Source organism: Pseudomonas fortuita (assembly GCF_026898135.2).
In the GTDB taxonomy this organism is placed as follows: domain Bacteria; phylum Pseudomonadota; class Gammaproteobacteria; order Pseudomonadales; family Pseudomonadaceae; genus Aquipseudomonas; species Aquipseudomonas fortuita.
This window is the reverse complement of record NZ_CP114035.2, coordinates 131,312-153,851: the sequence shown is the minus strand read 5'-3', so window position 1 is coordinate 153,851 and position 22,540 is coordinate 131,312. Positions and strand designations below refer to the sequence as shown.

Here is a 22,540-nt window from a genome sequence, read left to right as displayed (position 1 = left end):
CGTTCCCAGCCGTTGTAGAGCCCATGCGTTATCTGTTGCCACTGCTGTTCTCTGTTGCAGGTATGGCCAGTGCCCATGCCATGGATACCACCACGCAAGGCATGGTCATCACTGGCTATGTCACCAGCCAGGTCACCAGCGCACCGTTCGATCGCAAGCTGGTTCGCCAGGCGCGCGATGATGCTGCTGCCTTCGTTGCCAGCGACGGCCAGATCCGCGGTGTTCGGCTGGAAGCCGCGCTGGAATCATTACGCCACAATTGTTCACAGCACGCCGTCGGCGACCTGGAACTGGCGCAGGCAATTCTCGTCCAATAGCTACATCTGACTCCCTGTATTTTTTCGGAGATGCTCCATGCGTAAACCGCTGATTGCCGCTAGCCTCGGCATGTTGCTGCTGGCCGACCTGGCCCATGCACAGACCTTGGTGGCCACCAGCAACATCATCGTGCGTGCCTTTGGCCGCTCGATCGACTTCACCTCAGACACCACCACCTCGATTCGCGACTCCAAAGTAGTCCGCGAAGCGCACGATGACGCCGCCAGCTTCGTCGCCAGCAATGGCGACATTCGCGGTGTCCAGCTTGAGGCCGCCTTCAACACTCTGCGCGAGCGTGTGCCAGAAGCACGTGGCGCCAGCGACCAGGTACTGGCTGAAGCCATCCTCGCGCTGTGAACCGCATGCGTACCTGGCTGCTCGGCTGCGCCCTGACGCTGCTCGGTACGCCCGCATTGGCCGACCTGCAGCTCCAGCTGCAGGCATCGGGCCTCGACCCACAACAAACCCAAGCCACCCAGGCACTGCTTGACGAGGCCATGGGCAAACTGCCCCCTCGCTTCAAGCAGCAGCTGGACCGCCGCGTGCGGGTGAGCTGGAGCGACACCCTGCCGGCCGATGCCTACGGCCAGGCATCGCTGGTGTCCACCCTTGAGCTCAACCGTCGCCTGCTGCCCAGCCTCACCGACGGCAGCGCCGCAACCGAGCGTACCAATCGCCCACACGGCACAGTGCGTGAAGAACTGCTGGCCACCGTGTTGCATGAGCTCACCCATATCTACGACCGTGCCCGCCTGTGGCCCGCTGCCGAGAATTCGCTGATTGCCCGCTGCAAGCGCCAGCAAGGCACGCTGGGCAAGATCGGCCTGCCAGAAGCGTGCCGCGGCCAAGCCGAGCGCCGCTTCACCCTTAGCGACGACCCGCGCCTGCTCGACCTGGCTGGCTGGCAGCAGTACGTGGGCCGACGCGGCGAGCGCGAACAGCACAACGGCCAGTTCGTGCGCAGCCCCGACAGTTATGAACTGAGCAGCCCCAAGGAGTACATCGCGGTCAACATGGAGTATTTTCTCCTCGACCCGAGCTACGGTTGTCGCCGCCCGGCGCTGAACCAGTATCTGCGCGAGCACTTCGGTTGGGCCCCCCAACAGGACACTTGCGTCAAGGGCCTGCCGTTCATCAACGCTGGCAGCGACTTCGCTCGCCAGCCGTTGGGTGAAATCGATCCCGAGCGGGTCTATGAAGTGGACTACCTGCTGGCCGAAGCCAACCAGAACCTGGTCAGCCGTTGGGGCCACAGCATGCTGCGCCTGGTGATCTGCAAGCCCGGCCGCCCACGCGGGCCGGACTGCCGCCTTGACCTCGACCAGAGCCTGGTGCTGTCGTACCGCGCCTTCGTCAACGATGTGCAGCTGTCCAGCTGGGACGGCCTGGTCGGTGTCTACCCCTCGCGATTGTTCGTACTGCCGCTGGGGCAGGTGATCGATGAGTACACCAAGACCGAACTGCGTAGCCTGGCCTCGGTACCCTTGAGGCTCAGCCGCGAAGAAGTCGAGAGCCTGGTGCGTCAGGCAGCCGAGATGCACTGGAGCTATGACGGCAACTATTGGTTCCTGTCCAACAACTGTGCGGTGGAGTCGTTGAAACTGCTGCGCAGCGGCACCGCCAACCCACGCCTGAACGACCTCGACAGCATCATGCCCAACGGTTTGCTGGCCGTGCTCAAGGGCAGGGGGCTGGCCGATACCAGCGTGCTGGACAACCCGCGCGAGGCATTACGCCTTGGCTACCGCTTCGATTCCTACCGAGACCGCTACCAGGCGATGTTCGAGGTACTGAGGAAGCAGCTGCCGATCAAGCAGGCCCTGGTGGAAGACTGGCTGGCCCTGGATGCCGAGCAACGCCGCCCCTGGTTCGCCAAAGCCGACCTGCGCACCAGCGCTGCGTTGCTGCTGCTGGAACAGGCCAGCCTGCGCCGGCAGTTGCTGCTGGCCCAGGACGAGGTCAAGCAGCGCTACCTGAATGCAGCGGCGCTGAAAGATGGCAGCATCAACAAAGCTGACGCCACCCTCAAGCAGATGCTCGCGAACAGCGGTTTCCTCAGCCGCCCTGCAGAATTGCTCGATGCCAAAGGCTACGGGCTGCCACAACCCGAGGAGCGTAAGCACCTTGAGCAGGTGAGCAGCGAACGCCAGGCACAGCTGTTGCGCTTGAGTACCAGCCTGGACAAAGAGGTGAGGGCATTGCTGGAGCCATCGCGCGCCAAGGAAATTGCCGCCGTCGAGGCCAATGTGAAACAGATCGGTGAGCATTTGCGGGCGCTGCATAAAGCTGCGGGTGGCCTGCAATTGTAAGGAAGGCTGTACCGGCCCTATCGCCGGCAAGCCAGCTCCCACACATTCTGCACAGGCCTTGAGTACTGCGCAGTACCTGTAGAAGCTGGCTTGCCGGCGATAGGGCCTGCAGCACCAGCACAATTGCTTACTGGCTTTCGCCATCCTCTTCTGGCAAAGCTTCATCCAGATGCAACCAGGGCAGCCGGCTACCCACCCAGATATGCCGGGTGGCCCGCACCCGCTCCGGGTGATCCAGCGTCGCCACCGTCACGTCAACCGTCTCAGGGCTGTGCGTAGTCACCAGCGCCACATGCGCCCCGCAATGCCCGCAGAAGTACCGGTTGCAACTGGCCGGCGCCACATAGCAGTTGGGTTCGCCCGCCAGCCACTTGAACCCCGAACCGGGCAGGGTGAGCCAGGTGACCACCAGCCCGCCGCTTACCCGGCGGCAGATCGTACAATGGCAGTGGGCAACGTCTGTCAGGTCACCCTCCAATCGGTAACGCAAGGCGCCGCAATGACAGCCCCCTTCGGTCACATTCTGCATCACCTACCTCTCGTCGCCTTTGCTTCAGCGAAAGCTGGCTGAAAGCTTGCCCTCATAGGATAGCCCCCACTACCGGCACAAGACCGGTCAGCCAGGGCGCCGGTAAATACCGCGCCCGGCCCAATCAACAACAACAATGGTGATTCTGATGTATTCCTGTGCCCGCCTTCCTGCAGTACCTCTCCGCATGCTCCCCGCGCAGCGCCTGACGCGCTGATCCGCCCGAATCGACTTTCCTTTCGCCGCGCCACGCCTGGAGTATTGCCATGCTGACCTTCCTCGGCTTTGCCATGGTCATCACCTTCATGTACCTGATCATGACCAAGCGCCTGTCGGCCTTGATCGCGTTGATTCTGGTACCCATCCTGTTTGCCCTGTTCGGGGGCTTTTCTGCCAAGATCGGCCCCATGATGCTCGAAGGCATCAGCAAGCTCGCACCTACCGGCGTGATGCTGATGTTCGCCATCCTGTACTTCGCCCTGATGATCGACTCTGGCCTGTTCGACCCGGCCGTGCGCAAGATCCTGAAGCTGGTGAAGGGCGACCCGCTCAAAGTCTCTGTCGGCACTGCCGTGCTGGCCTTGGTGGTCTCCCTCGACGGTGACGGCGCCACGACCTACATGATCTGCTGCGCCGCCATGCTGCCCATGTACAGCCGCCTGGGGATGAGCCCGCGGATCATGGCCGGCCTCATCATTCTCGCCGGCGGGGTCATGAACATGACCCCGTGGGGTGGCCCCACTGCCCGCGCCGCCAGCGCCCTGCACGTCGACCCGTCGGACATCTTCGTGCCAATGATCCCGGCCATGCTGTTCGGCGTGCTGGCGATCCTGGCCATTGCCTACATGTACGGCAAACGGGAACGTGCCCGCCTGGGCGAGCTGCACCTGCCGACCGATGACATCGACCACAGCGAAATCACCGTTTCGCAATTTCCGGAAGCACGTCGGCCCAAACTGCTGTACTTCAACGGTGCGCTGACCGCCGCCCTGATGGTCGCGCTGATCGCCGGTGTGCTGCCGCTGCCAGTGCTGTTCATGATCGCCTTCAGCATCGCCATGATCGTCAACTACCCGTGCCTGCAACAGCAGAAGGACCGTATAGCCGCCCACGCTGGCAGCGTGCTGGCCGTGACCGGGCTGATCTTCGCCGCCGGCATCTTCACCGGCATCCTGTCGGGTACCGGCATGGTCGACGCCATGTCCAAGAGCCTGCTGGCAGTCATCCCAGAAGCGCTGGGCCCATACCTGGCGGTAATCACCGCGATCGTGAGCATGCCGTTCACCTTCTTCATGTCCAACGATGCCTTCTACTACGGCGTACTGCCCGTGCTGGCCGAAGCCGCCAGCCACTACGGCATCACCCCAGTGGAAATGGCCCGTGCGTCGATCGTCGGGCAGCCGGTACACCTGCTCAGCCCGCTGGTACCCTCCACGTACCTGCTGGTGGCCCTGGCCGGTATCGAGTTCGGCGATCATCAGCGCTTCACGCTCAAGTGGGCAGTGCTGGTATGCCTGTGCATAATGCTCGCCGCACTGCTGATGGGGATTTTCCCGCTGTTCAGTAGTCTTTAATACTGACGTATCACCTACGCGACGCGTCCCACCGGGGCGCGTCGCCATTACCGCTCGAAGGAAACTACATGGAATGGCTGACCAGCCCGGAAATCTGGGTTGCCTTTTTTACCCTTACCGCGCTTGAGATCGTCCTCGGTATCGACAACATCATCATGATCTCGATCCTGGTCAGCCGCATGCCCAAGCACATGCAGCCGCGCACCCGGATCTTTGGCCTGGCCCTGGCCATGGTTACCCGCATCATGCTGCTGCTGTCGATTACCTGGGTCATGCGCCTTACTGCCGACCTGTTCGTGGTGTTCGGCCAGGGCATCTCCGGACGTGATCTGATCCTGTTCTTCGGTGGCCTGTTCCTGCTGTGGAAAAGCTCGCAAGAGATTTACCACGGCCTGGAAGGCGAGGACGAAAGCCCGGATGAGCCAAAAGGCGCAGGTGGCAAGTTCTTCTACACCATTATCCAGATCGCCATCATCGACATCGTGTTCTCGCTGGACTCGGTAATCACCGCAGTGGGCATGGTTTCCCACGTACCGGTGATGATCGCCGCCATCGTCGTAGCCGTGCTGGTGATGATGCTGTGCGCCGGTGCGATCAGCAATTTCATCGACAAACACCCGTCGCTGAAAATGCTCGCACTGTCGTTCCTGATCGTGGTCGGTACCGTGCTGATCGCCGAGGCTTTCGAGGTGCACGTACCGAAGGGTTATGTCTACTTCGCCATGGCCTTCTCGCTGGCAGTGGAAGCTATCAACATCCGCATGCGCACTGCCTCGGCCCGCAAGAAAGGCACAGAACAGGAGCCGGTGAAACTGCGCAAGGACATCCCGGGTCAATAAAACCAGGGAGTGCAGGAAAACCAAAGGGCCCTTCGTTCGGGGCCCTTTTTCATGCCCGCTTTCTGAACACGATCCCTGTGGGAGCGGGCTTCACCCCGCAAAAAAGCGCGCACAGGCAATCATTCATTTCCATGTGTTTCAAATAAATGACTGCCATGCGAAGCTGGCGACAGCTGCGCAAAACAACTAAAGCTTTGAGTGAGCACCGAAAATTCTTCAAACGCTCACGTTTCTTTTTCTGGGCCCTATGGGCCAGTGCAACAGGGGGCCTTCGCCATGTTGACCCTGCTCAACCTGCTTTCGGCCGTGACGCTGCTGGTCTGGGGCACCCACATCGTGCGTACCGGCATCCTTCGGGTATTCGGTTCGAACCTGCGGCGCATCATCAGCCAGAACATGGACAAGCGTCCGTTGGCTTTCATAGCCGGTATTCTGGTCACCGCCATGGTGCAAAGCAGTAACGCCACCGCCATGTTGGTCACGTCTTTCGTCGGCCAGGGCCTGATGGCCATGACCCCGGCCCTGGCGATCATGCTGGGTGCCGATGTGGGTACCGCGTTGATGGCCCGGGTATTGACCTTCGACCTGTCGTGGCTGTCACCGCTGCTGATTTTCCTGGGCGTTATTTTCTTCCTCTCGCGCAAGCAGACGCGCGCTGGCCAATTAGGTCGGGTAGGTATCGGCCTTGGCCTGATCATTCTGGCACTGGAGCTGATCGTGCAGGCAGCTGCGCCTATCACCCATGCACAAGGCGTAAAAGTGCTGTTTGCTTCGCTGACCGGCGACATCATGCTGGACGCCTTGGTAGGCGCCATGTTCGCCATGATTTCCTATTCCAGCCTGGCCGCCGTGCTGCTCACTGCGACATTGGCCGGCGCCGAAGTCATCAGCCTGCCGGTGGCCATCGGCCTGGTGGTCGGCGCAAACATCGGCAGTGGCTTGCTGGCCTTCATCAGCACCAGCATGCAGAACACCGCCGGGCGCCGGGTAGCTTTGGGCAGCCTGCTGTACAAGCTGTTCGGCCTGGTGCTGATCATCCCGGTGCTGCACCCACTGGTGGAGTGGATGGACTCGCTCAGCTTCAGCCCCCAAGAGCTGGTCATCGGCTTTCACCTGCTCTACAACACGCTGCGCTGCCTGCTGATGCTACCCACAGTCAAACTCATGGGCCGGCTGTGCAACACACTGCTGCCTGAGCGCGAAACCGGTAACGGGCAAGTGCGCCCACGCCATCTGGACGCTTCGGCACTGGAAACGCCCAGCCTGGCCTTGGCCAACGCCGCCCGCGAAACCCTGCGCCTGGGCGATATCGTCGACAGCCTGCTCGAAGCCATGCTCGGCGCCCTGCGCGGAACCCAGACCGCCCTGCCACAGCAGGTTCGCGCCTTGGCCGAAGACGCCGAAGCCCTGTACAGCGCGATCAAACTGTACCTGGCGCAGATGTCCCGCGAAGACCTTAGCGAGCAGGACAACCGCCGCTGGGCGGAGATCATCGAACTGGCAATCAACCTCAAGCTGGCCTGCGACCTGATCGAGCGCATGTTGCGCAAGGTCCAGCAGCAAAAAACCAGCCAGCGCCGGGAGTTTTCCCAGACAGGCCTGGAGGAGCTGACCGGCCTGCAGGAGCAATTACTGGCCAACCTGCGCCTGGGCCTGTCGGTATTTCTCAGCGCCGACCCGGAAAGCGCCCGCTTGCTGCTGCGGGAAAAACGCCGTTTTCGCGCCCAGGAACGGCGCTTGGCGCACGCCCATGTCAGCCGCTTGCAGCGTAAGGTGGTGCAAAGCATCGAGACCAGTTCGCTACACTTGGAACTGATTGCCGACATGAAACGGTTGAACTCTTTGTTCTGCAGCAGTGCCTATGTGGTACTAGGCGGCTCGGACACCGGCGGCCTGATGCTCGACAGCGTACCGGACGAAGCCCGTCTGCCCTGATTCTGCCTACAAAAGGACCCTCGCTCGCCCATGCGTTGCCTGATGTTCGTTTGCCTGCTGATCTGCAGCCTGCCCTCATTGGCCCTCGACCGCTCGCGAGTCGAGGGCTACCTGCTGCCCAATGGCCTGCAGATCATCCTGAAAAACGGCTACGAACGTGACCACGTGGCAATCCGCCTGGTGGTCGGGGTGGGCCTGGACGACTTCGATTGCGAGCAGAAAGAACTGCCGCACCTGCTTGAGCACCTGCTGTTCAGCGGCATTGACGAAACGGGCGAGGGCGGCCTGGAAGAGCGCCTGCAAGCGCTGGGTGGCGAGTGGAACGCCTACACCAGCAGCGCCGACACCACCTTTGTCATCGAAGCCCCGGCGCGCAACCAGCGCAAGGTCCTCGACCTGCTGCTGGCGGTTATCCGCGATACCCGCATCGACGCCAAAGCCCTGACCACTGCCAAGCGCATCATCGAGCGCGAAGATGGCGGCCATTATGGCCACCTGCAGCGCTGGCTCGACCGCCAGGACATCGGCCACCCTGCCAGCGACCAGCTGGCCACCGAGCTGGGCCTGAAATGCCCGGAGCGCTCCAATATCGACGACATGACCCTGGAGCAGGTGCAAGCCTTGCGTGATCGCTGGTACGCCGCCAACAACATGACCCTGATCATGGTCGGTGGCCTTGACCGCCTGTTACCGGCCTATCTTGAGCGCACCTTTGGCGAGCTACCCGCCACTGAACCGGAAGAGCGCCGCAACCTTGAAAGCATCACCCAACAGGCGGAGCAGCGTCGCGACCTGACCCGCGGCTGGCTGGGCGATGGCGTCAAGCTGCACTGGCTGTTCATCGAACCGGTGCTGGACAACGACCACCAGTCCACCCTCGACCTGCTGTCACGCTACCTGGACTGGGCGCTGTACGACCAGCTGCGCCTGCGCAACGGGCTGTCCTACGGACCCACGGTGCAGCGTGAGAGCTTTGGCGACACCGGCCTGCTCAGCCTCAACGCCGACCTGGAGCGCGATGACATCGACAAGGCAGTGAAGGTGATGCAGGCCCTGTTCGAACACCTTCGCAAGGAAGGCCTCGACCCGGACACCTTCGCCCGCATCAAGGACGCCAGCGTGGCCAAGGAAAGCTGGAGCACCCAGGGCAACAGTGCCCTGGCCGACTACTACTGGGGAGCGCTGAACGACTATACCGACGGGCGTTTTGCGAACCCGGTGCGCAAGTTGCGCCAGGTCAGCCTTGAACAGGCCAATGAGGCGCTGAAAGAACTGCTCAAGGAAGATGGCTATGTGCGCATCGAGAAGCCGTTGCTTGGCTATGACGAGCTTTACGGCTTGATCGCCTTGCTTGTGGGGGTGGTCCTGGCAGCAGGGTTGCTGCGCTGGCGGCGGCATGGGCCTGAACGGCCGAGTGGTGCTACACGGCAGCGGTGAATCGGCGGTATCCTTTTGCCAGTACCGCCTCCTTCGCGGGCACGCCCGCTCCCACAGGGACTGCATCGCCGAACCCTGTGGGAGCGGGCATGCCCGCGAAGGGGCCCGGACAGCCAACTCATCCTTTCTGTTGTAGCCCCTAATGCCCCAAATTCCCCATATCGTCCAGCGCATCATCGAACTGCTCAAACGCTACCCCGGCATCATCGCGCTCGGCGGTTTTCTCTCCGGTATAGGCAGCTTCATCCTGGTCGACAGGCAAGCCGGCCTGGCCAGCTGGGTTGCCGTGCTCATGCTGGTCAGTTGGGTCTGGCTGATGCTGGAAAACACCCTCACCGGCTTGTTCGCGCGTACTTTCAACCGCGAAATCCCGCAGCCGCTGTTGCGCTACGCGACGCAGATGATCCACCAGGAAACGCTGTTCTTCGTGCTGCCGTTCTTCTTCATCACCACCACCTGGAACAGCGGCCAGCTGGTGTTCACCGGTTTGCTCGGTGCCGCAGGCCTGATTTCGATCATCGATCCGCTGTACTACAAATGGCTGGCACCACGGCGCTGGCTGTTCCTGGCGCTGCATACCCTGACGCTGTTCGCCGCCCTGCTGACCGCGCTGCCGATCATCCTGCACCTGACCACCGCGCAGAGTTTCAAGCTGGCCCTGATCGCGGCCATGGCGCTGTCTTTCCCCAGCCTGGCCAGCAGCTTCCCGATCAACAACTGGCGCCGCGCCGTGGCGCTGGTGCTGGTCACCCTGTCGGTCGGTGCCGGGGGCTGGCTGCTGCGCTCCTGGGTACCGCCAGCAACCCTGTGGATGACCGAGGTGGCGGTGAGTACCGAAGTGCTGAACCGCCAGCCCGGCGAGTCGCTGGACGAAATTGCCGCCAGCCGCATACGCAGCAGCGGCCTGTACGCCTACACCGCCATCAACGCACCACGCGGCCTGAACGAGCGGATCTACCATGTGTGGCAAAAGGACGGCAAAGAGGTGGACCGCATCGCCCTGGACATCCATGGCGGGCGCAAGGAAGGCTACCGGGCCTGGACCCACAAGCAGAACTTCCCGCCAAACCCGGTGGGCAAGTGGCAGGTGAGGGTGCTGACCGAAGATGGCCAGGTGATTGGGGTACTGCGTTTCAAGGTGGTCGACGACACGCCAGCGCAGTAAATGAAAGGGGCGCTATGCGCCCCCGGGGCATCAACACACAGCACATAATCACCTAACAGCCCATGCCGGCTGCGCTATGATCAGCCCTTAAGCCTTAGCGCCGAGTCAATTGCATGGAGCCTATGACCCCACCCAGCGCCACCCTGGATGCCAGCAGCCAACCGGCCTGCCTGCGCATAACCGGTGACTGGACACTGGCGCACTACGCCAGCCTCAGGCGCGAGAGCGAGCAGCTACGCGCGCACTACACTGCTGACGCCGTCGCCGACCTCAGCCAGCTGGGCCGCCTGGACACCGCCGGGGCCTCGCTGCTGGCCGAGCTGCTCGGCTCAGAACGCCTGTCACACTGTGCCGAGGACCTGCCCGAAGCCAGCCGCGCACTGCTCAAGAACGTCTACTGCTCGGTCCAGGACTACTGCATCCCGGTCAAGGAGCCCGAGCGCAACGTCCTGCTGATGCTGCTGGAACGCATCGGCCGTGCCGTCGGCACACTGTGGCAAGACTCCATGCAGTTGCTCGGTTTCATCGGTGTCATCCTCGAGACCCTGCTACGCCGCGCCCTGACACCGCACCGCTGGCGCCTCACGCCGGTTGTGGCACATATCGAACAGACCGGGCTGGACGCGGCCCCCATCGTCGCCTTGCTGACCTTCCTGGTGGGCGCGGTGGTGGCCTTCCTCGGTGCCACGGTACTGGCCGCATTCGGCGCGACCATTTTCACCGTGGACCTGGTGGCGTTCTCGTTCCTGCGCGAGTTCGCCGTGCTGCTGACCGCCATCCTCATGGCCGGCCGCACCGCCAGCGCTTTCACCGCGCAGATCGGCTCGATGAAGGCCAACGAGGAAATCGACGCCATCCGTACCCTGGGCCTGAACCCGATGGAGCTGCTGGTGGTGCCACGGGTACTGGCACTGCTGATTTCACTGCCCTTGCTCACCTTCATCGCGATGATCTGCGGCATTGTCGGCGGTGCAGTGGTATGCGCCCTGTCGCTGGGCATCTCGCCGGCGATGTTCCTCTCGCTGCTGCAAACCGATATAGGCGTGCAGCACTTCCTGGTGGGCTTGGCCAAGGCGCCGTTCTTCGCCTTCCTGATCGCCGCCATCGGCTGCCTCGAAGGCTTCAAGGTCAGCGGCAGCGCCGAATCGGTGGGCGCACACACCACCTCTGCGGTGGTGCAGTCGATTTTTGTGGTCATCGTCCTGGACGCCGTGGCCGCCCTGTTCTTCATGGAGATGGGCTGGTGAATGCTCGGGAAAAAGTGATCGAAGCCCGCGGCATCTGCAACCGTTTCGGCCGCCAGGTTGTGCATGAAAACCTCGACCTGGACCTTTACCGTGGCGAAATCCTGGCCGTGGTCGGTGGTTCGGGCAGCGGCAAGTCGGTACTGCTGCGCAGCATCATTGGCCTGCGCCGGCCCAATGAAGGGCTGATCAAGGTGTTCGGCCAGGACCTTGCGGGCCTGCGCGAAGAACAGCGCTCACTGGTCGAACGGCGCTTCGGCGTGCTGTTCCAGAAGGGCGCACTGTTCTCTTCGCTGACCGTCACCGAAAACGTGGCCTTGCCGTTGATCGAACACGCCGGGCTGTCCCGCGCCGATGCCGAGCACCTGGCCGGCGTCAAGCTGGCCTTGGCCGGGTTGCCAATCTCGGCCGCCGACAAGTACCCGTCCTCGCTGTCAGGGGGCATGATCAAGCGTGCAGCGCTGGCTCGCGCCTTGGCACTGGACCCGGACATCCTGTTCCTTGACGAGCCCACCGCCGGCCTGGACCCGATCGGCGCCGCCGCATTCGACCAGCTGATCCTGACGCTGCGTGATGCGCTGGGCCTGTCGGTGTTCCTCATCACCCACGACCTCGACACCCTGTACACCATTACCGACCGCATCGCGGTGCTGTCGCAAAAAAAGGTCCTGGTGGCCGGCCCGCTGGCCGAGGTCGAGCAGACCAACGACGCCTGGATTCAAGAATACTTTCACGGCCCACGCGGGCGCGCAGCCGAGCAGGCTGCCACCCGTGCCAGGCAGGAGCGCTGAGCAATGGAAACCCGAGCCCATCATGTCCTTATCGGCCTGGTCACCGTCCTGGTGGTGGCTGGTGCCATGCTGTTCGGCCTATGGCTGACCAAGTCCAGTGTCGATGACGCCTTCAAGGATTACGAAGTGGTGTTCAACGAAGCCGTTTCCGGCCTGTCGCGCGGCAGCCCGGTGCAGTACAACGGTATCAAGGTGGGTGATGTATCTACCCTGCGGCTGGACCCGAAGGACCCGCGTCGGGTACTGGCCCGGGTGCGCCTGAGCGGCGACACCCCAGTGAAAGAAGACACCCAGGCCAAGCTGACCCTGGCCGGCGTGACAGGCAACTCGTTCATCCAGCTGAGCGGCGGCACTCCGCACAGCCCTGAACTGAAGGGCAAGGACGGCAAGCTGCCAGTGATCATTGCCTCGCCGTCGCCGATCTCGCGCCTGCTCAATGACAGCAGCGATCTCGTCACCAACGTCAACCTGCTGCTGCACAACGCCAACCAGATGTTCTCGGAAGACAACATCGGCCACCTCAGCAACACCCTGGCCAACCTCGACAAGACCACCGGCGCCTTTGCCGGGCAGCACGGTGGCATCGCCGAGGCCATCGAACAGCTGGTGCAGGTGGGCAAGCAGGCCAGCGCGACCCTGGCCGAAACCCAGGCGCTGATGCGCAACGCCAACGGCCTGCTCGGCAGCCAAGGCAAACAGGCGATCGGCAGCGCCGAGCAGGCCATGCAGTCACTGGCTGAAAGTACGGCAACCATCAACAACCTGCTCAAGAACAACAGCGAGGCCCTCGGCGACGGCGCACAAGGCCTGAACCAGCTAACCCCAGCCATTCGCGAGCTGCGCGAAACCCTCAACGCGCTCAAAGGCATTTCCCGGCAACTGGAGGCCGACCCGAGCGGCTACCTGCTCGGCCGCGACAACAACAAGGAGTTCCAGCCATGAAACCGTCGTTGCGCCTGCTGGCCCTGGCGGCCTCGCTGAGCCTGGCCAGTGCCTGCTCGATCCTGCCCCAGAGCGAGCCCGTCGACCTCTACCGCCTGCCGGTGAACCAGCCCAGCCGCACAGCGGCGCCGCTGGACTGGTCATTGCGCCTGAACAAGCCGCTGGCCAGTGAGGTGTTGGCTGGCCCGCGCATTGCCGTCATTCCCCAAGGCGATGTGGTCAGCAGTTACAAGGGCGCGCGCTGGAGCGATGCGGCCCCGGTACTGCTACGCAACCGCCTGCTCGATGGTTTCCAGCGTGACGGCCAGGTGCAGCGCTTGAGTGCCGACGACAGCAACCTGCAGGCCGACTACGAGCTGGCTGGCGAGTTGCAGGCGTTTCAGAGTGAGTACCGCCCGGGCGGGGCGGTGGAAGTGGTGATCCGCTACGATGCCCGCCTGGTTCAGGGGCGCAACCAGCGCATCCTGGCCAGCAAGCGCTTCGAGATTCGCCAGCCCCTTGCCGACAAACAGGTGTCAGCGGTGGTCGCCGGCTTTGGTCAGGCCAGCGACCAGCTGGTGGGGCAGGTGGTGAACTGGACGATTGCCCAGGCCAACCAGGATCAGTTGAAGGTTCAGGCGAAGAACCAGTAGCAGACGAAGATCGCCGCGATCACCCCGGACAACTCGGCCAGCAGTGCGCAGCCTACCGCATGGCGCACGCGCTGGATGCCCACGGCGCCAAAGTACACGGCCAGTACGTAGAAGGTGGTTTCGGTGCTGCCCTGAACCGTTGCCGCCACCAAGGCCGGGAAACTGTCCACGCCTTGGGTCTGCATGGTCTCGATCAGCATGGCCCGTGCTGCGCTGCCAGAGAACGGCTTGACCAGCGCGGTGGGCAAGCCCTCGACAAAGCGGGTGTCCAGGCCCATCCAGTTCACCGCATGACGGATACCGTCCAGGGCCAGCTCCAGGGCACCAGAGGCGCGCAGCACACCCACCGCCACCAGCATCGCCACCAGGTAGGGCAGCAGGTTCTTGGCCACATCGAAGCCTTCCTTCGCGCCTTCGACAAAGGCTTCATACACCTTCACCCGCTTCAGGGCACCTATCACCAGGAACAGCATGATCACGCCAAACAGCGTGAGGTTGCCCAGGATAGACGACAGGCTGGCCAGCGCGGCCGCCGACAAAGTGCCGAGAAAGGCCATGAACCCTCCCAGCAGCAAGGCGCCGGGGATGAAGTAGGCAAGTACCACCGGGTCCCACAGGCGCAAACGCTGCATCACTGCCACCGACAGCAGGCCGACCAGGGTCGAGACGCTGGTCGCCAGCAGGATGGGCAGAAACACCATGGTCGGGTCTGGCGCGCCCTGCTGGGCCCGGTACATGAAGATAGTGACTGGCAGCAGCGTCAGCGACGAGGCGTTGAGCACCAGGAACAGGATCTGCGCGTTACTCGCGGTGGTGCTGCTGGGGTTCAGCTCCTGCAGCGCGCGCATGGCCTTGAGCCCAATCGGCGTGGCGGCGTTGTCCAGGCCCAGACCGTTGGCGGCGAAGTTCATGGTTATCAGGCCAAGAGCCGGGTGGCCGGGCGGCACCTCCGGCATCAGGCGGGCAAACAGCGGGCCCAGCACCTTGGCCAGCCATTCGACGATACCGGCCTTTTCGGCGATCTTCAGAAAGCCCAGCCACAGGGTCAGTGTGCCGAACAGCAGCACCATCACCTCGACCGACAGCTTGGCCATGGCGAAGATGCTTTCGACCATTGCCGCGAAGATGCCAGCGTTCCCGCCTACCAGCCATTGGGCCAGGGCGGACACCGCCGCCACCAGGAAAAAGCCAAGCCAAAGGCCGTTGAGCATCCGCGTGTACCCCCTGAAAAATGCCCGAATGATAGCGTATCGCAGCCCCTGACTGGCGATCGCAGGCGAGGGCTGCGCCCTCGTATCGCGACACAAGGCCGCTCCCACAAAGATCGGTGAACGCCCGCCCTTGTGGGAGCGGCCTTGCGTCGCGATAGGGCCGCAACGCGGCCCAAGATCTCACAGACAACAAAAAGCCCCGACAGGTCGGGGCTCTTTATCAAACAGCGGTAAGGCTCAGCGCTTGGCGGTTTCGCCAGCGACTACAGCTTCCTTTTTGTCGGCCATCAGCGAGGCGTAGTACTGCTCGCCTTTGGCCGCATCGTACATGCCTTCCCAGCGCGCGATGACCAGTGCAGCCAAGGCGTTGCCCACCACGTTCAGTGCAGTACGGGCCATGTCCATGATGCGGTCGACACCTGCGATGAAGGCCAGGCCTTCCAGCGGGATGCCTACGCTGCCCAGGGTGGCCAGCAGGACCACGAACGATACGCCCGGCACGCCGGCGATACCTTTGGAGGTGACCATCAGGGTCAGCACCAGCAGCAACTGCTGGCTCCACGACAGGTCGATACCGTACAGCTGGGCAATAAAGATGGCCGCAATGCTCTGGTACAGGGTCGAACCGTCAAGGTTGAAGGAGTAGCCGGTCGGTACCACGAACGAACAGATCGACTTCGGTGCGCCGTACTTCTCCATCTTCTCGATCACACGCGGCAGCACGGTTTCGGAGCTGGAGGTGGAGTAGGCCAGGATCAGCTCATCTTTCATGATGCGCATGATCTTGATCACCGAGAAGCCGAACACGCGGGCTACCAGGCCCAGCACCATGAAGGCGAAGAAGGCGATGGCGAAGTACACCAGCAGCACCAGCTTGGCCAGCGGCAGCAGCGAGCTGAAGCCGAAGTTGGCCACGGTCACGGCGATCAGGGCGAACACGCCGATCGGGGCGTAGTTCATGATCATGTGGGTGACCTTGAACATGGTTTCCGATACAGCCTGGAAGGTGCGTACCAGCGGGTCACGCAGTTCTGCCTGCAGGCTAGAAAGGCCCAGGCCGAACATTACCGAGAAGAAGATGATCGGCAGCATTTCGCCACGCATCAGCGCTGCGAAGATGTTCGATGGAATCAGGTTGAGCAGGGTTTCGATGAACGCGTGCTCATGCTGCACCTCAGCCGCAGTGGCCTGGTACTTGGAGATGTCCACGGTACCCAGGGTGCTCATGTCGATGCCGGCGCCCGGGTGGAACAGGTTGGCGAGCACCAGACCCACGACGATGGCGATGGTGGTCACCACTTCGAAGTAGATGATGGTCTTCAGGCCGATACTGCCCAGTTTCTTCGCGTCGCCAACCCCGGCGATACCCACGATCAGCGACGAGATCACGATCGGGACGACGATCATCTTGATCAGGCGAATGAAGATGTCACCGGCGGGCTGGAGAACGTTGCTGATCCACCATGCCTTTTCCGCGCTGAAGTGGTTCAGCAGCGCGCCGATTGCAACGCCCAGGACCAGACCGATGACGATCTGCCAGGCGAGGCTCAGTTTTGCCTTCTTCATGTCTTTACCCTTTGTTCTAGTGGTCATGGCACCGGACGAAAACGCCCGTGACAAAGCCATAGGCCAGGTCACGGGCAGCAAATCTTCCTTCCGGCGACTTCATGTAAGGACAGCGCAGGCGAGCGACAGGGCGCTCGTGCCAGCGAAAAAGGCGGCAACTATTGCGATGGCAAAGGGGGAAATCTAATGCCGGAAACGCATACCCCATGCCGTTTACGCATATCGATTTGCACTAAAACAGAGCGTCGGCAAGTGCTTGATTTATAACGTTCGGAATCCCGAACAAGTCCAAACCGCCATATTTCGGCAGATTTGACGGTATGCAAAGCACATGAAAGATGGCCTGTTCGACAATCCGAATGGCGGAAATGACACTTGAAGAAGCGCCATCGAGGTCGAAAAAAAGTTGATGTACGGTCGAGACAAAATGTGTCTTGAGGGAAAAAACGCGCAAGGGAAGGGACGTTTCCTACATGGCTCCTCGGAAGTCAGGTCTGCAAGGTGTCCCTGTGACACCGCCGACCTGATACTTCCGATTCCGCCTTTCCTGACCCGGCCCATTGCTGGAGGCACTCCCTGTACCCCTAGGCCACTCCGGTTCTCTAGCAACCAGAACAGCCCGGCCCCCTGGTCATGTGCTGCCCCTCCTCGGGGCGGCGCATCATAGAAGGCTGAACTATAGAAAGGTTCAGCTTCTATTACGTGACAGTCGATAACCTTTCACCGCAATACCGGCAAAAAATGCTCAGTACCAGTTAGGGTCACGTTTGAGCTGCTCCTGCAGCATCGCCTTCATGCCGTCATCGGGTTTGCCCAGCCAGCGATACTGCGCATGGCGAGTGGGCGATTTGTCGCTGGGCAAACCCTCGGGTACCTCCACGAGCATCCCGTAGGCATCATCCTTGTCCCAGCTGAAGGCCACGATCAGCCGCTTGTAGGTACAGTTGTCCTGTTTTTCACACAGGGGGCCGACCAAGTATTTGTCGCCGTCTTCGGTAACGGCAGACATCTGCTGCTGGGCACTACCGGTCAGATTGACTACCCAATCGGGCAGTCGTTCCTCGCCCTTGATCGTGTCCTGCCAGGTATCCCGATACTCCGGGTCCGAGCCGAGCAACTGGTCGACCCGGACCTGGCCGTCATTGGCCGCCATGGCCGCCGCGCTGCCGCCCAGCAACAGGGCGGCGGCAAGGGCCGAACAAAGCTTCCTGCTCATCTTCAACCTCGTCCACGTCCAAAGAAGAAGGAGGCTACGAACAACACCAGGAAGACAATGAACAGGATCTTGGCGATACCCGTCGCAGCGCCCGCTATACCACCGAAGCCCAGTACGGCAGCGACAATGGCGATGATGAGGAAAGTGATAGCCCAGCTCAGCATGGTAGTTCTCCTTTCTTTTTGCGGAATCGATCGGGTCGGCAGGTCAGAAAACCCAGCGGTCCCGGGGTACGACATTTTCCAGGGTGGCCGGTGAGGCAGTGGCCTGGCCCGCTGGCAGGCGGTCAGCCGCCTGGACCAGGGTGTTGGCACGGGTTGCCTGAATTTGCGTCAACAGGGCAGTTTGAGCTGCCACCTGGTCAGCCAGACGCGCTGTCTGCCAGCTGTAATAGAAGAGGCCAGCAGCCAAGGTCAGCAGCAGCGCCATGCCAAGCGTGAGCATCTGGCGCAAAGGCAGTGCGGCGATCTGTGAGCGGTTGACGGATTGGCGGTTCATGCCGGCTCCTCCTGCTGTAATTTTTGTTCAAACCTGAACAGGTAATTGCAGCCTGCATGCCAGCCTTTTGATTTAATTAAAATCCTTATAAATCAATAACTTACATAATCATCGAGTGAACCGCGAGGACGTATCCTGCACGATGTCGCCTGCAGGGTCGTGCGAATTGCACGATCATCCCTCAACCTTGGTCGCCACCTTGAGCAGGTCGGCATCTACCCCGCGTACGCCGATGATCTGCCGGGCGATCTCCACGGCGATGGTTTTCTGCTCAGCGCTGACCACCTCACCCGACAGCCTGACCATCCCCGATTCGCTGGCCACCTTCAGGTTCAGGCCATCGAGGTTGCGGCTGAAGCGGTAGCTGCTCTGGATCTTGTCGATGATCCAGCTGTCACTCGGCTGCGGCCCGGTTGGCGCCCCCACCGGCGTTTCCCGCGCCTTGGCCATGGCGGCGGTATCGAGGCTGATCAGGTTATTGACCAAGTGCACGCCGTCGGTGGTACGCGCCACCACGCCTGCCAGCTCCTTGGCTTCGGCACTGTCGACCCTGCCGCGCAACGTCACCACGCCGTCGCTGCTCTGTACTTCTATAGGTGCTTTTTCGGTGGTGCGGCTCCACAACAGCCGGGCGCGGATCACCGCCGCCAGGGTGGCGTCCTCCAGGCGCTGGGCGTAGGCACGCTGCTCCAGCGGGCGCTCGACCAGTTGGGCATTGACCTGCAACTGGTTCTCAACGTGTTCGATGCCCCGGGTGGCCCGGGCCACATCTTCGGCCAGCTGCCGCTCGACCTCGCTCTCCACCTCACCGGAAAGCCGCGCCTGCTTGCCGTCCACTTCAACCTTTATACGGAATGGGTCGAGCATGCGGTTCAGTGTCAGGGCGGTTTGCAGGGCACCTTCCAGGCGCGCGTCCTGCACCGGGTCGGCCACGGCCGGGGTGAAAATTGGCAGCAGGGTGGCTGCCAAAACGGCAGTACGCAGGGAAAAGGGCATGGCTGTTCCTCCTTCGTAGGCAAAATCTGAAAAACATCGCAACCAATGTGCCAGTGCGTGCCTCTAAGTAAATCATTGGCAAATAGCGGTTTTTACGTATCGTTTGGCCGTTGGCTAGCATGCAAAGGACAGAATCCTTCAGAATTGACCATGCAACTTGCCCGATTTTTCCCACACTAAATAAAGATCTATCCCTAAGGAGCACAGGAAATGGAATCAGCCCAGGACAACCAAGGCCGCATTCTGCTGGTGGATGACGAGTCCGCGATCCTGCGCACCTTCCGCTACTGCCTGGAAGACGAGGGATACAGCGTGGCCACGGCCAACAGCGCCGCCCAGGCCGAAACCTTGCTGCAGCGACAGGTATTCGACCTGTGCTTCCTCGATTTACGCCTCGGTGAAGACAACGGCCTCGATGTGCTGGCGCAGATGCGTATCCAGGCCCCGTGGATGCGCGTGGTGATCGTTACCGCGCACTCGGCGATCGACACTGCGGTAGACGCGATTCAGGCCGGCGCTGCCGACTACCTGGTCAAACCGTGCAGCCCCGACCAGTTGCGCCTGGCCACGGCCAAGCAACTGGAGGTGCGCCAGCTTTCAGCGCGCCTGGAAGCCCTGGAAGGTGAAGTCCGCAAACCCAAGGACGGCCTCGACTCCCATAGCCCCGCCATGATGGCGGTGCTTGAAACCGCCCGCCAGGTCGCCACCACCGACGCCAACATCCTCATCCTGGGCGAGTCCGGCACCGGTAAGGGCGAGCTGGCACGGGCGATCCATGGCTGGAGCAAGCGTGCACGCAAAGCCTGCGTGACCATCAACTGCCCGTCGCTTAACGCCGAGCTGATGGAAAGCGAGCTGTTCGGCCATACCCGTGGCGCCTTCACCGGCGCGAGCGAAAGCACCTTGGGGCGGGTCAGCCAGGCAGATGGTGGCACGCTGTTCCTCGACGAGATCGGCGATTTCCCGCTGACCTTGCAGCCCAAACTGCTGCGCTTCATCCAGGACAAGGAATACGAACGCGTAGGCGACCCGGTCACCCGACGTGCAGATGTGCGTATTCTGGCCGCTACCAACCTGAACCTCGAAGAGATGGTGCGCGAAAGCCGCTTCCGTGAAGACCTGCTGTACCGCCTGAACGTCATCACACTGCACCTGCCACCGCTGCGCGAGCGCAGTGAGGACATCCTCACCCTGGCGGACCGCTTCCTGGCCCGCTTCGTCAAGGAATACTCCCGCCCCGCTCGCGGGTTCAGTGACGAGGCACGCTCGGCCCTGCTCAACTACCGATGGCCTGGCAACATTCGCGAACTGCGCAACGTGGTGGAACGGGCCAGCATCATTTGCCCGCAGGAACGCGTGGAAATCAGCCATCTGGGCATGGGCGAACAACCCGCCAGCAATGCCCCGCGCGTGGGCGCCGCCCTGAGCCTGGATGAGCTGGAGCGCGCCCATATCGGCGCCGTGCTGGCCGCCAGCGACACCCTGGACCAAGCCGCCAAGACCTTGGGCATCGATGCTTCAACCCTGTACCGCAAGCGCAAGCAGTACAACCTATGAAGTGGCCACCCATGAAGCTGCGCACGCGGCTTTTCCTCAGCATCTCGGCGCTGGTGACCGTGGCATTGCTAGGGCTCCTGCTGGGCCTGGTCAGCGTGCTGCAGATGGCCACAGTGCAACAGCAGCTGGTGCGTGAAACCACCCATGCCCTGGAAGTGGGCCTGAAGTTGCGCCAGAACCTGGGCGAACAGCTGACCCTGATCCTGGATGAAGACACCGCCCCGGAAAGCCTGCGGCTGCTACAGGAAAACTTCCAGGCCCTGCTCAATCAAGGGCTGGAGCAAGGCGGTGAACGCACCGGTTTCAGCAAGGCCAGCAGCAATTACCAGGCCTTCCTCCAGGCCTATCGCGACAGCGCCGCACCCGCTCGCAGCATGGGTCTCGATCAGCCGTTGGGGGCCGCATTCAACCAGGTCCGCAGCGACCTGATCGATTCCCACAAGCAGGCATTGGACCTGATTACCCGTAGCGAGGAACGCACCCGTGACCGAGCCTTGCTGGTCAGCGGTGTACTGGGCCTGATGGGCCTGGTGGTGCTGGTACTGGGCTTCATCACCGCGCACAACATCGCCCGGCGTTTCGGCCAGCCGATCGAAGCCTTGGCCAAGGCGGCCGACCAGCTGGGCAAAGGCAATTTCGACGTCACCTTGCCGGTCACTCAGGCGTCCGAGCTCAACCAGCTGACCCGTCGCTTTGGCCTGATGGCCGATGCCTTGCGCAAGCACCAGGCCACCAACGTTGACGAACTGCTGGCTGGTCAGCAACGTCTACAGGCCGTGCTCGACAGCATTGACGACGGTCTGCTGATCATCGACCGCCAAGGCCGCCTCGAGCACCTCAACCCGGTAGCGCAGCGCCAGCTGGGCTGGAACGACAGCCGCGTCGGCAGCAGCCTCGCAGAAGCCTTGCAGCGCCCCGAGCTTGAGCAACAGCTGCGCCAGGTGCTACGCGGAGGCAACCTCGACCGCCCACCTGACGATTTGAACATGGAGGTTGATGAAGAATCACGCCTGCTCACCTACAGCCTGACCCCGGTCAGCCACCCGCAGGGGCCAATCCTGGGTGCGGTGATGGTGCTGCACGATGTGACCGAGCAAAGGGCCTTCGAGCGGGTGCGCAGCGAGTTCGTGCTGCGCGCCTCCCACGAACTGCGTACCCCGGTGACTGGCATGCACATGGCCTTCGGCCTGTTGCGCGAGCGGGTAAAATTCCCGCCCGAGGCGCGCGAGAACGACCTGTTGGAAACCATCGGCGAAGAAATGCAGCGCCTGACCCAGCTGATCAACGACCTGCTGAACTTCTCGCGCTACCAGAGCGGGCTGCAGAAGCTGGACCTGGCCCCATGCTCCCTCGACGAGCTGCTTGAGCGGGCGCGACTGCGGTTTGCGGAGCAGGCAGCGCACAAGCAGATCGAATTGACCATGGAACTGGAAGCGCCGCTGCCGCGCATCCAGGCCGATGCCGCCCAGCTGGACCGCGTGCTGGACAACCTGCTGCACAACGCCGTCCGCCATACTGCCAACGGCGGGCGTATCCGCCTGCATGCCCGGCGGCATGCGGAACGGGTCATCATCAGTGTCGAGGACAACGGCGAGGGCATCGCCTATGGGCAGCAGGGGCGCATCTTCGAACCCTTCGTGCAGGTAGGTCGCAAGAAAGGCGGCGCTGGGCTGGGGCTGGCATTGTGCAAGGAGATCGTCCAGCTGCACGGCGGTCGCATGGGTGTATTTTCCCGACCGGGGCAGGGGACCCAGTTCTACATGGCGTTGCCGGTCTGAATG

Annotated in this window: 21 protein-coding genes; 14 read left to right on the top strand and 7 right to left on the bottom strand. The window is 62.2% G+C overall.

Annotation, left to right across the window (positions count from 1 at the left end; translation table 11 throughout):
* Positions 1-23 precede the first annotated feature (23 nt).
* The 3 genes from OZ911_RS00765 to OZ911_RS00755 are packed head-to-tail and all read left to right on the top strand — an operon-like array spanning position 24 to position 2,627.
* A complete protein-coding gene (locus OZ911_RS00765; RefSeq protein ID WP_016484303.1) occupies positions 24-317 on the top strand; it encodes a DUF2388 domain-containing protein in 294 nt (97 codons plus the stop codon).
* A gap of 37 nt (positions 318-354) precedes the next feature.
* A complete protein-coding gene (locus OZ911_RS00760) occupies positions 355-675 on the top strand; it encodes a DUF2388 domain-containing protein (protein WP_016484302.1) in 321 nt (106 codons plus the stop codon).
* Positions 672-2,627, top strand: a complete 1,956-nt coding sequence (locus tag OZ911_RS00755; RefSeq protein WP_023047262.1) for a DUF7844 domain-containing protein — start codon at positions 672-674, stop codon at positions 2,625-2,627. Before OZ911_RS00760 ends, OZ911_RS00755 begins: the two co-directional genes overlap by 4 nt.
* Positions 2,628-2,754: 127 nt before the next feature.
* Here OZ911_RS00755 and OZ911_RS00750 read toward each other — a convergent pair whose 3' ends face one another.
* On the bottom strand, positions 2,755-3,156 hold the full coding sequence (locus OZ911_RS00750) for a GFA family protein (protein WP_016484300.1): 402 nt from the start codon (positions 3,154-3,156) through the stop codon (positions 2,755-2,757).
* Positions 3,157-3,422: 266 nt separating this feature from the next.
* Between OZ911_RS00750 and OZ911_RS00745 the strand changes: the two genes are divergently transcribed.
* The 9 genes from OZ911_RS00745 (at position 3,423) to OZ911_RS00705 (ending at position 13,715) form a co-directional block, all read left to right on the top strand.
* Positions 3,423-4,730 carry a CitMHS family transporter gene (locus OZ911_RS00745; protein ID WP_023047261.1) on the top strand — a complete coding sequence of 436 codons (1,308 nt, stop codon included), beginning with the start codon at positions 3,423-3,425 and terminating at the stop codon, positions 4,728-4,730.
* A 68-nt stretch (positions 4,731-4,798) separates the two neighbouring features.
* Positions 4,799-5,569: a TerC family protein gene (locus OZ911_RS00740; protein ID WP_016484298.1), complete on the top strand. Its 771-nt coding sequence runs from the start codon at positions 4,799-4,801 to the stop codon at positions 5,567-5,569.
* A gap of 276 nt (positions 5,570-5,845) precedes the next feature.
* Positions 5,846-7,504 (top strand): Na/Pi cotransporter family protein, encoded by a 1,659-nt coding sequence (locus OZ911_RS00735; protein ID WP_016484297.1) that lies wholly within the window; start codon positions 5,846-5,848, stop codon positions 7,502-7,504.
* A 30-nt stretch (positions 7,505-7,534) separates the two neighbouring features.
* Positions 7,535-8,941 carry a M16 family metallopeptidase gene (locus OZ911_RS00730; RefSeq protein WP_023047260.1) on the top strand — a complete coding sequence of 469 codons (1,407 nt, stop codon included), beginning with the start codon at positions 7,535-7,537 and terminating at the stop codon, positions 8,939-8,941.
* Positions 8,942-9,083: 142 nt separating this feature from the next.
* A complete protein-coding gene (locus OZ911_RS00725; RefSeq protein ID WP_016484295.1) occupies positions 9,084-10,106 on the top strand; it encodes a DUF5924 family protein in 1,023 nt (340 codons plus the stop codon).
* 113 nt (positions 10,107-10,219) lie between these two features.
* Complete coding sequence (locus OZ911_RS00720; protein WP_023047259.1) at positions 10,220-11,353, top strand: ABC transporter permease; 1,134 nt, start codon at positions 10,220-10,222, stop codon at positions 11,351-11,353.
* On the top strand, positions 11,350-12,141 hold the full coding sequence (locus OZ911_RS00715; RefSeq protein WP_016484293.1) for an ABC transporter ATP-binding protein: 792 nt from the start codon (positions 11,350-11,352) through the stop codon (positions 12,139-12,141). Before OZ911_RS00720 ends, OZ911_RS00715 begins: the two co-directional genes overlap by 4 nt.
* A 3-nt stretch (positions 12,142-12,144) precedes the next feature.
* Positions 12,145-13,083 carry an MlaD family protein gene (locus OZ911_RS00710; protein ID WP_016484292.1) on the top strand — a complete coding sequence of 313 codons (939 nt, stop codon included), beginning with the start codon at positions 12,145-12,147 and terminating at the stop codon, positions 13,081-13,083.
* Complete coding sequence (locus OZ911_RS00705) at positions 13,080-13,715, top strand: ABC-type transport auxiliary lipoprotein family protein (RefSeq protein WP_023047258.1); 636 nt, start codon at positions 13,080-13,082, stop codon at positions 13,713-13,715. The genes OZ911_RS00710 and OZ911_RS00705 overlap by 4 nt, the downstream gene beginning before the upstream one ends.
* Here OZ911_RS00705 and OZ911_RS00700 read toward each other — a convergent pair.
* The 6 genes from OZ911_RS00700 to OZ911_RS00675 form a co-directional block, all read right to left on the bottom strand.
* The gene (locus OZ911_RS00700) at positions 13,697-14,926 is read right to left on the bottom strand and encodes a spore maturation protein (protein WP_060519857.1); all 1,230 of its coding nucleotides are present in this window, start codon (positions 14,924-14,926) and stop codon (positions 13,697-13,699) included. The genes OZ911_RS00705 and OZ911_RS00700 overlap by 19 nt on opposite strands.
* Positions 14,927-15,163: 237 nt before the next feature.
* On the bottom strand, positions 15,164-16,492 hold the full coding sequence (gene gltP / locus OZ911_RS00695; protein WP_016484289.1) for a glutamate/aspartate:proton symporter GltP: 1,329 nt from the start codon (positions 16,490-16,492) through the stop codon (positions 15,164-15,166).
* A 745-nt stretch (positions 16,493-17,237) separates the two neighbouring features.
* Positions 17,238-17,708 (bottom strand): inhibitor of vertebrate lysozyme family protein, encoded by a 471-nt coding sequence (locus OZ911_RS00690; protein ID WP_016484287.1) that lies wholly within the window; start codon positions 17,706-17,708, stop codon positions 17,238-17,240.
* A 2-nt stretch (positions 17,709-17,710) separates the two neighbouring features.
* A complete protein-coding gene (locus tag OZ911_RS00685) occupies positions 17,711-17,872 on the bottom strand; it encodes a DUF1328 domain-containing protein (RefSeq protein WP_003252966.1) in 162 nt (53 codons plus the stop codon).
* Between the two features lie 43 nt (positions 17,873-17,915).
* Positions 17,916-18,206, bottom strand: coding sequence for a hypothetical protein (locus OZ911_RS00680; RefSeq protein WP_016484286.1), 291 nt, complete (start codon positions 18,204-18,206; stop codon positions 17,916-17,918).
* Between the two features lie 174 nt (positions 18,207-18,380).
* Positions 18,381-19,202, bottom strand: a complete 822-nt coding sequence (locus OZ911_RS00675; RefSeq protein ID WP_023047257.1) for a BON domain-containing protein — start codon at positions 19,200-19,202, stop codon at positions 18,381-18,383.
* A 210-nt stretch (positions 19,203-19,412) separates the two neighbouring features.
* Here OZ911_RS00675 and algB point away from each other — a divergent pair, with 210 nt between their 5' ends.
* Entirely contained in the window at positions 19,413-20,759 is a 1,347-nt protein-coding gene (algB, locus tag OZ911_RS00670) for a sigma-54-dependent response regulator transcription factor AlgB (protein WP_016484284.1), read from the top strand.
* Entirely contained in the window at positions 20,756-22,537 is a 1,782-nt protein-coding gene (locus OZ911_RS00665; RefSeq protein ID WP_016484283.1) for a KinB sensor domain-containing domain, read from the top strand. Before algB ends, OZ911_RS00665 begins: the two co-directional genes overlap by 4 nt.
* Positions 22,538-22,540 lie beyond the last annotated feature (3 nt).

Coding starts and splice junctions, on each gene's coding strand:
- OZ911_RS00735 (WP_016484297.1), top strand. CDS start 5,846: ATGTTGACCCTGCTCAACCTGCTTTCGGCCGTGACGCTGCTGGTCTGG.
- OZ911_RS00680 (WP_016484286.1), bottom strand. CDS start 18,206: ATGAACCGCCAATCCGTCAACCGCTCACAGATCGCCGCACTGCCTTTG.
- OZ911_RS00700 (WP_060519857.1), bottom strand. CDS start 14,926: ATGCTCAACGGCCTTTGGCTTGGCTTTTTCCTGGTGGCGGCGGTGTCC.
- OZ911_RS00760 (WP_016484302.1), top strand. CDS start 355: ATGCGTAAACCGCTGATTGCCGCTAGCCTCGGCATGTTGCTGCTGGCC.
- OZ911_RS00710 (WP_016484292.1), top strand. CDS start 12,145: ATGGAAACCCGAGCCCATCATGTCCTTATCGGCCTGGTCACCGTCCTG.
- gltP (WP_016484289.1), bottom strand. CDS start 16,492: ATGAAGAAGGCAAAACTGAGCCTCGCCTGGCAGATCGTCATCGGTCTG.
- OZ911_RS00725 (WP_016484295.1), top strand. CDS start 9,084: ATGCCCCAAATTCCCCATATCGTCCAGCGCATCATCGAACTGCTCAAA.
- OZ911_RS00720 (WP_023047259.1), top strand. CDS start 10,220: ATGGAGCCTATGACCCCACCCAGCGCCACCCTGGATGCCAGCAGCCAA.
- OZ911_RS00765 (WP_016484303.1), top strand. CDS start 24: ATGCGTTATCTGTTGCCACTGCTGTTCTCTGTTGCAGGTATGGCCAGT.
- OZ911_RS00730 (WP_023047260.1), top strand. CDS start 7,535: ATGCGTTGCCTGATGTTCGTTTGCCTGCTGATCTGCAGCCTGCCCTCA.
- OZ911_RS00665 (WP_016484283.1), top strand. CDS start 20,756: ATGAAGTGGCCACCCATGAAGCTGCGCACGCGGCTTTTCCTCAGCATC.
- OZ911_RS00705 (WP_023047258.1), top strand. CDS start 13,080: ATGAAACCGTCGTTGCGCCTGCTGGCCCTGGCGGCCTCGCTGAGCCTG.
- OZ911_RS00750 (WP_016484300.1), bottom strand. CDS start 3,156: ATGCAGAATGTGACCGAAGGGGGCTGTCATTGCGGCGCCTTGCGTTAC.
- OZ911_RS00690 (WP_016484287.1), bottom strand. CDS start 17,708: ATGAGCAGGAAGCTTTGTTCGGCCCTTGCCGCCGCCCTGTTGCTGGGC.
- OZ911_RS00745 (WP_023047261.1), top strand. CDS start 3,423: ATGCTGACCTTCCTCGGCTTTGCCATGGTCATCACCTTCATGTACCTG.
- OZ911_RS00675 (WP_023047257.1), bottom strand. CDS start 19,202: ATGCCCTTTTCCCTGCGTACTGCCGTTTTGGCAGCCACCCTGCTGCCA.
- OZ911_RS00685 (WP_003252966.1), bottom strand. CDS start 17,872: ATGCTGAGCTGGGCTATCACTTTCCTCATCATCGCCATTGTCGCTGCC.
- OZ911_RS00740 (WP_016484298.1), top strand. CDS start 4,799: ATGGAATGGCTGACCAGCCCGGAAATCTGGGTTGCCTTTTTTACCCTT.
- algB (WP_016484284.1), top strand. CDS start 19,413: ATGGAATCAGCCCAGGACAACCAAGGCCGCATTCTGCTGGTGGATGAC.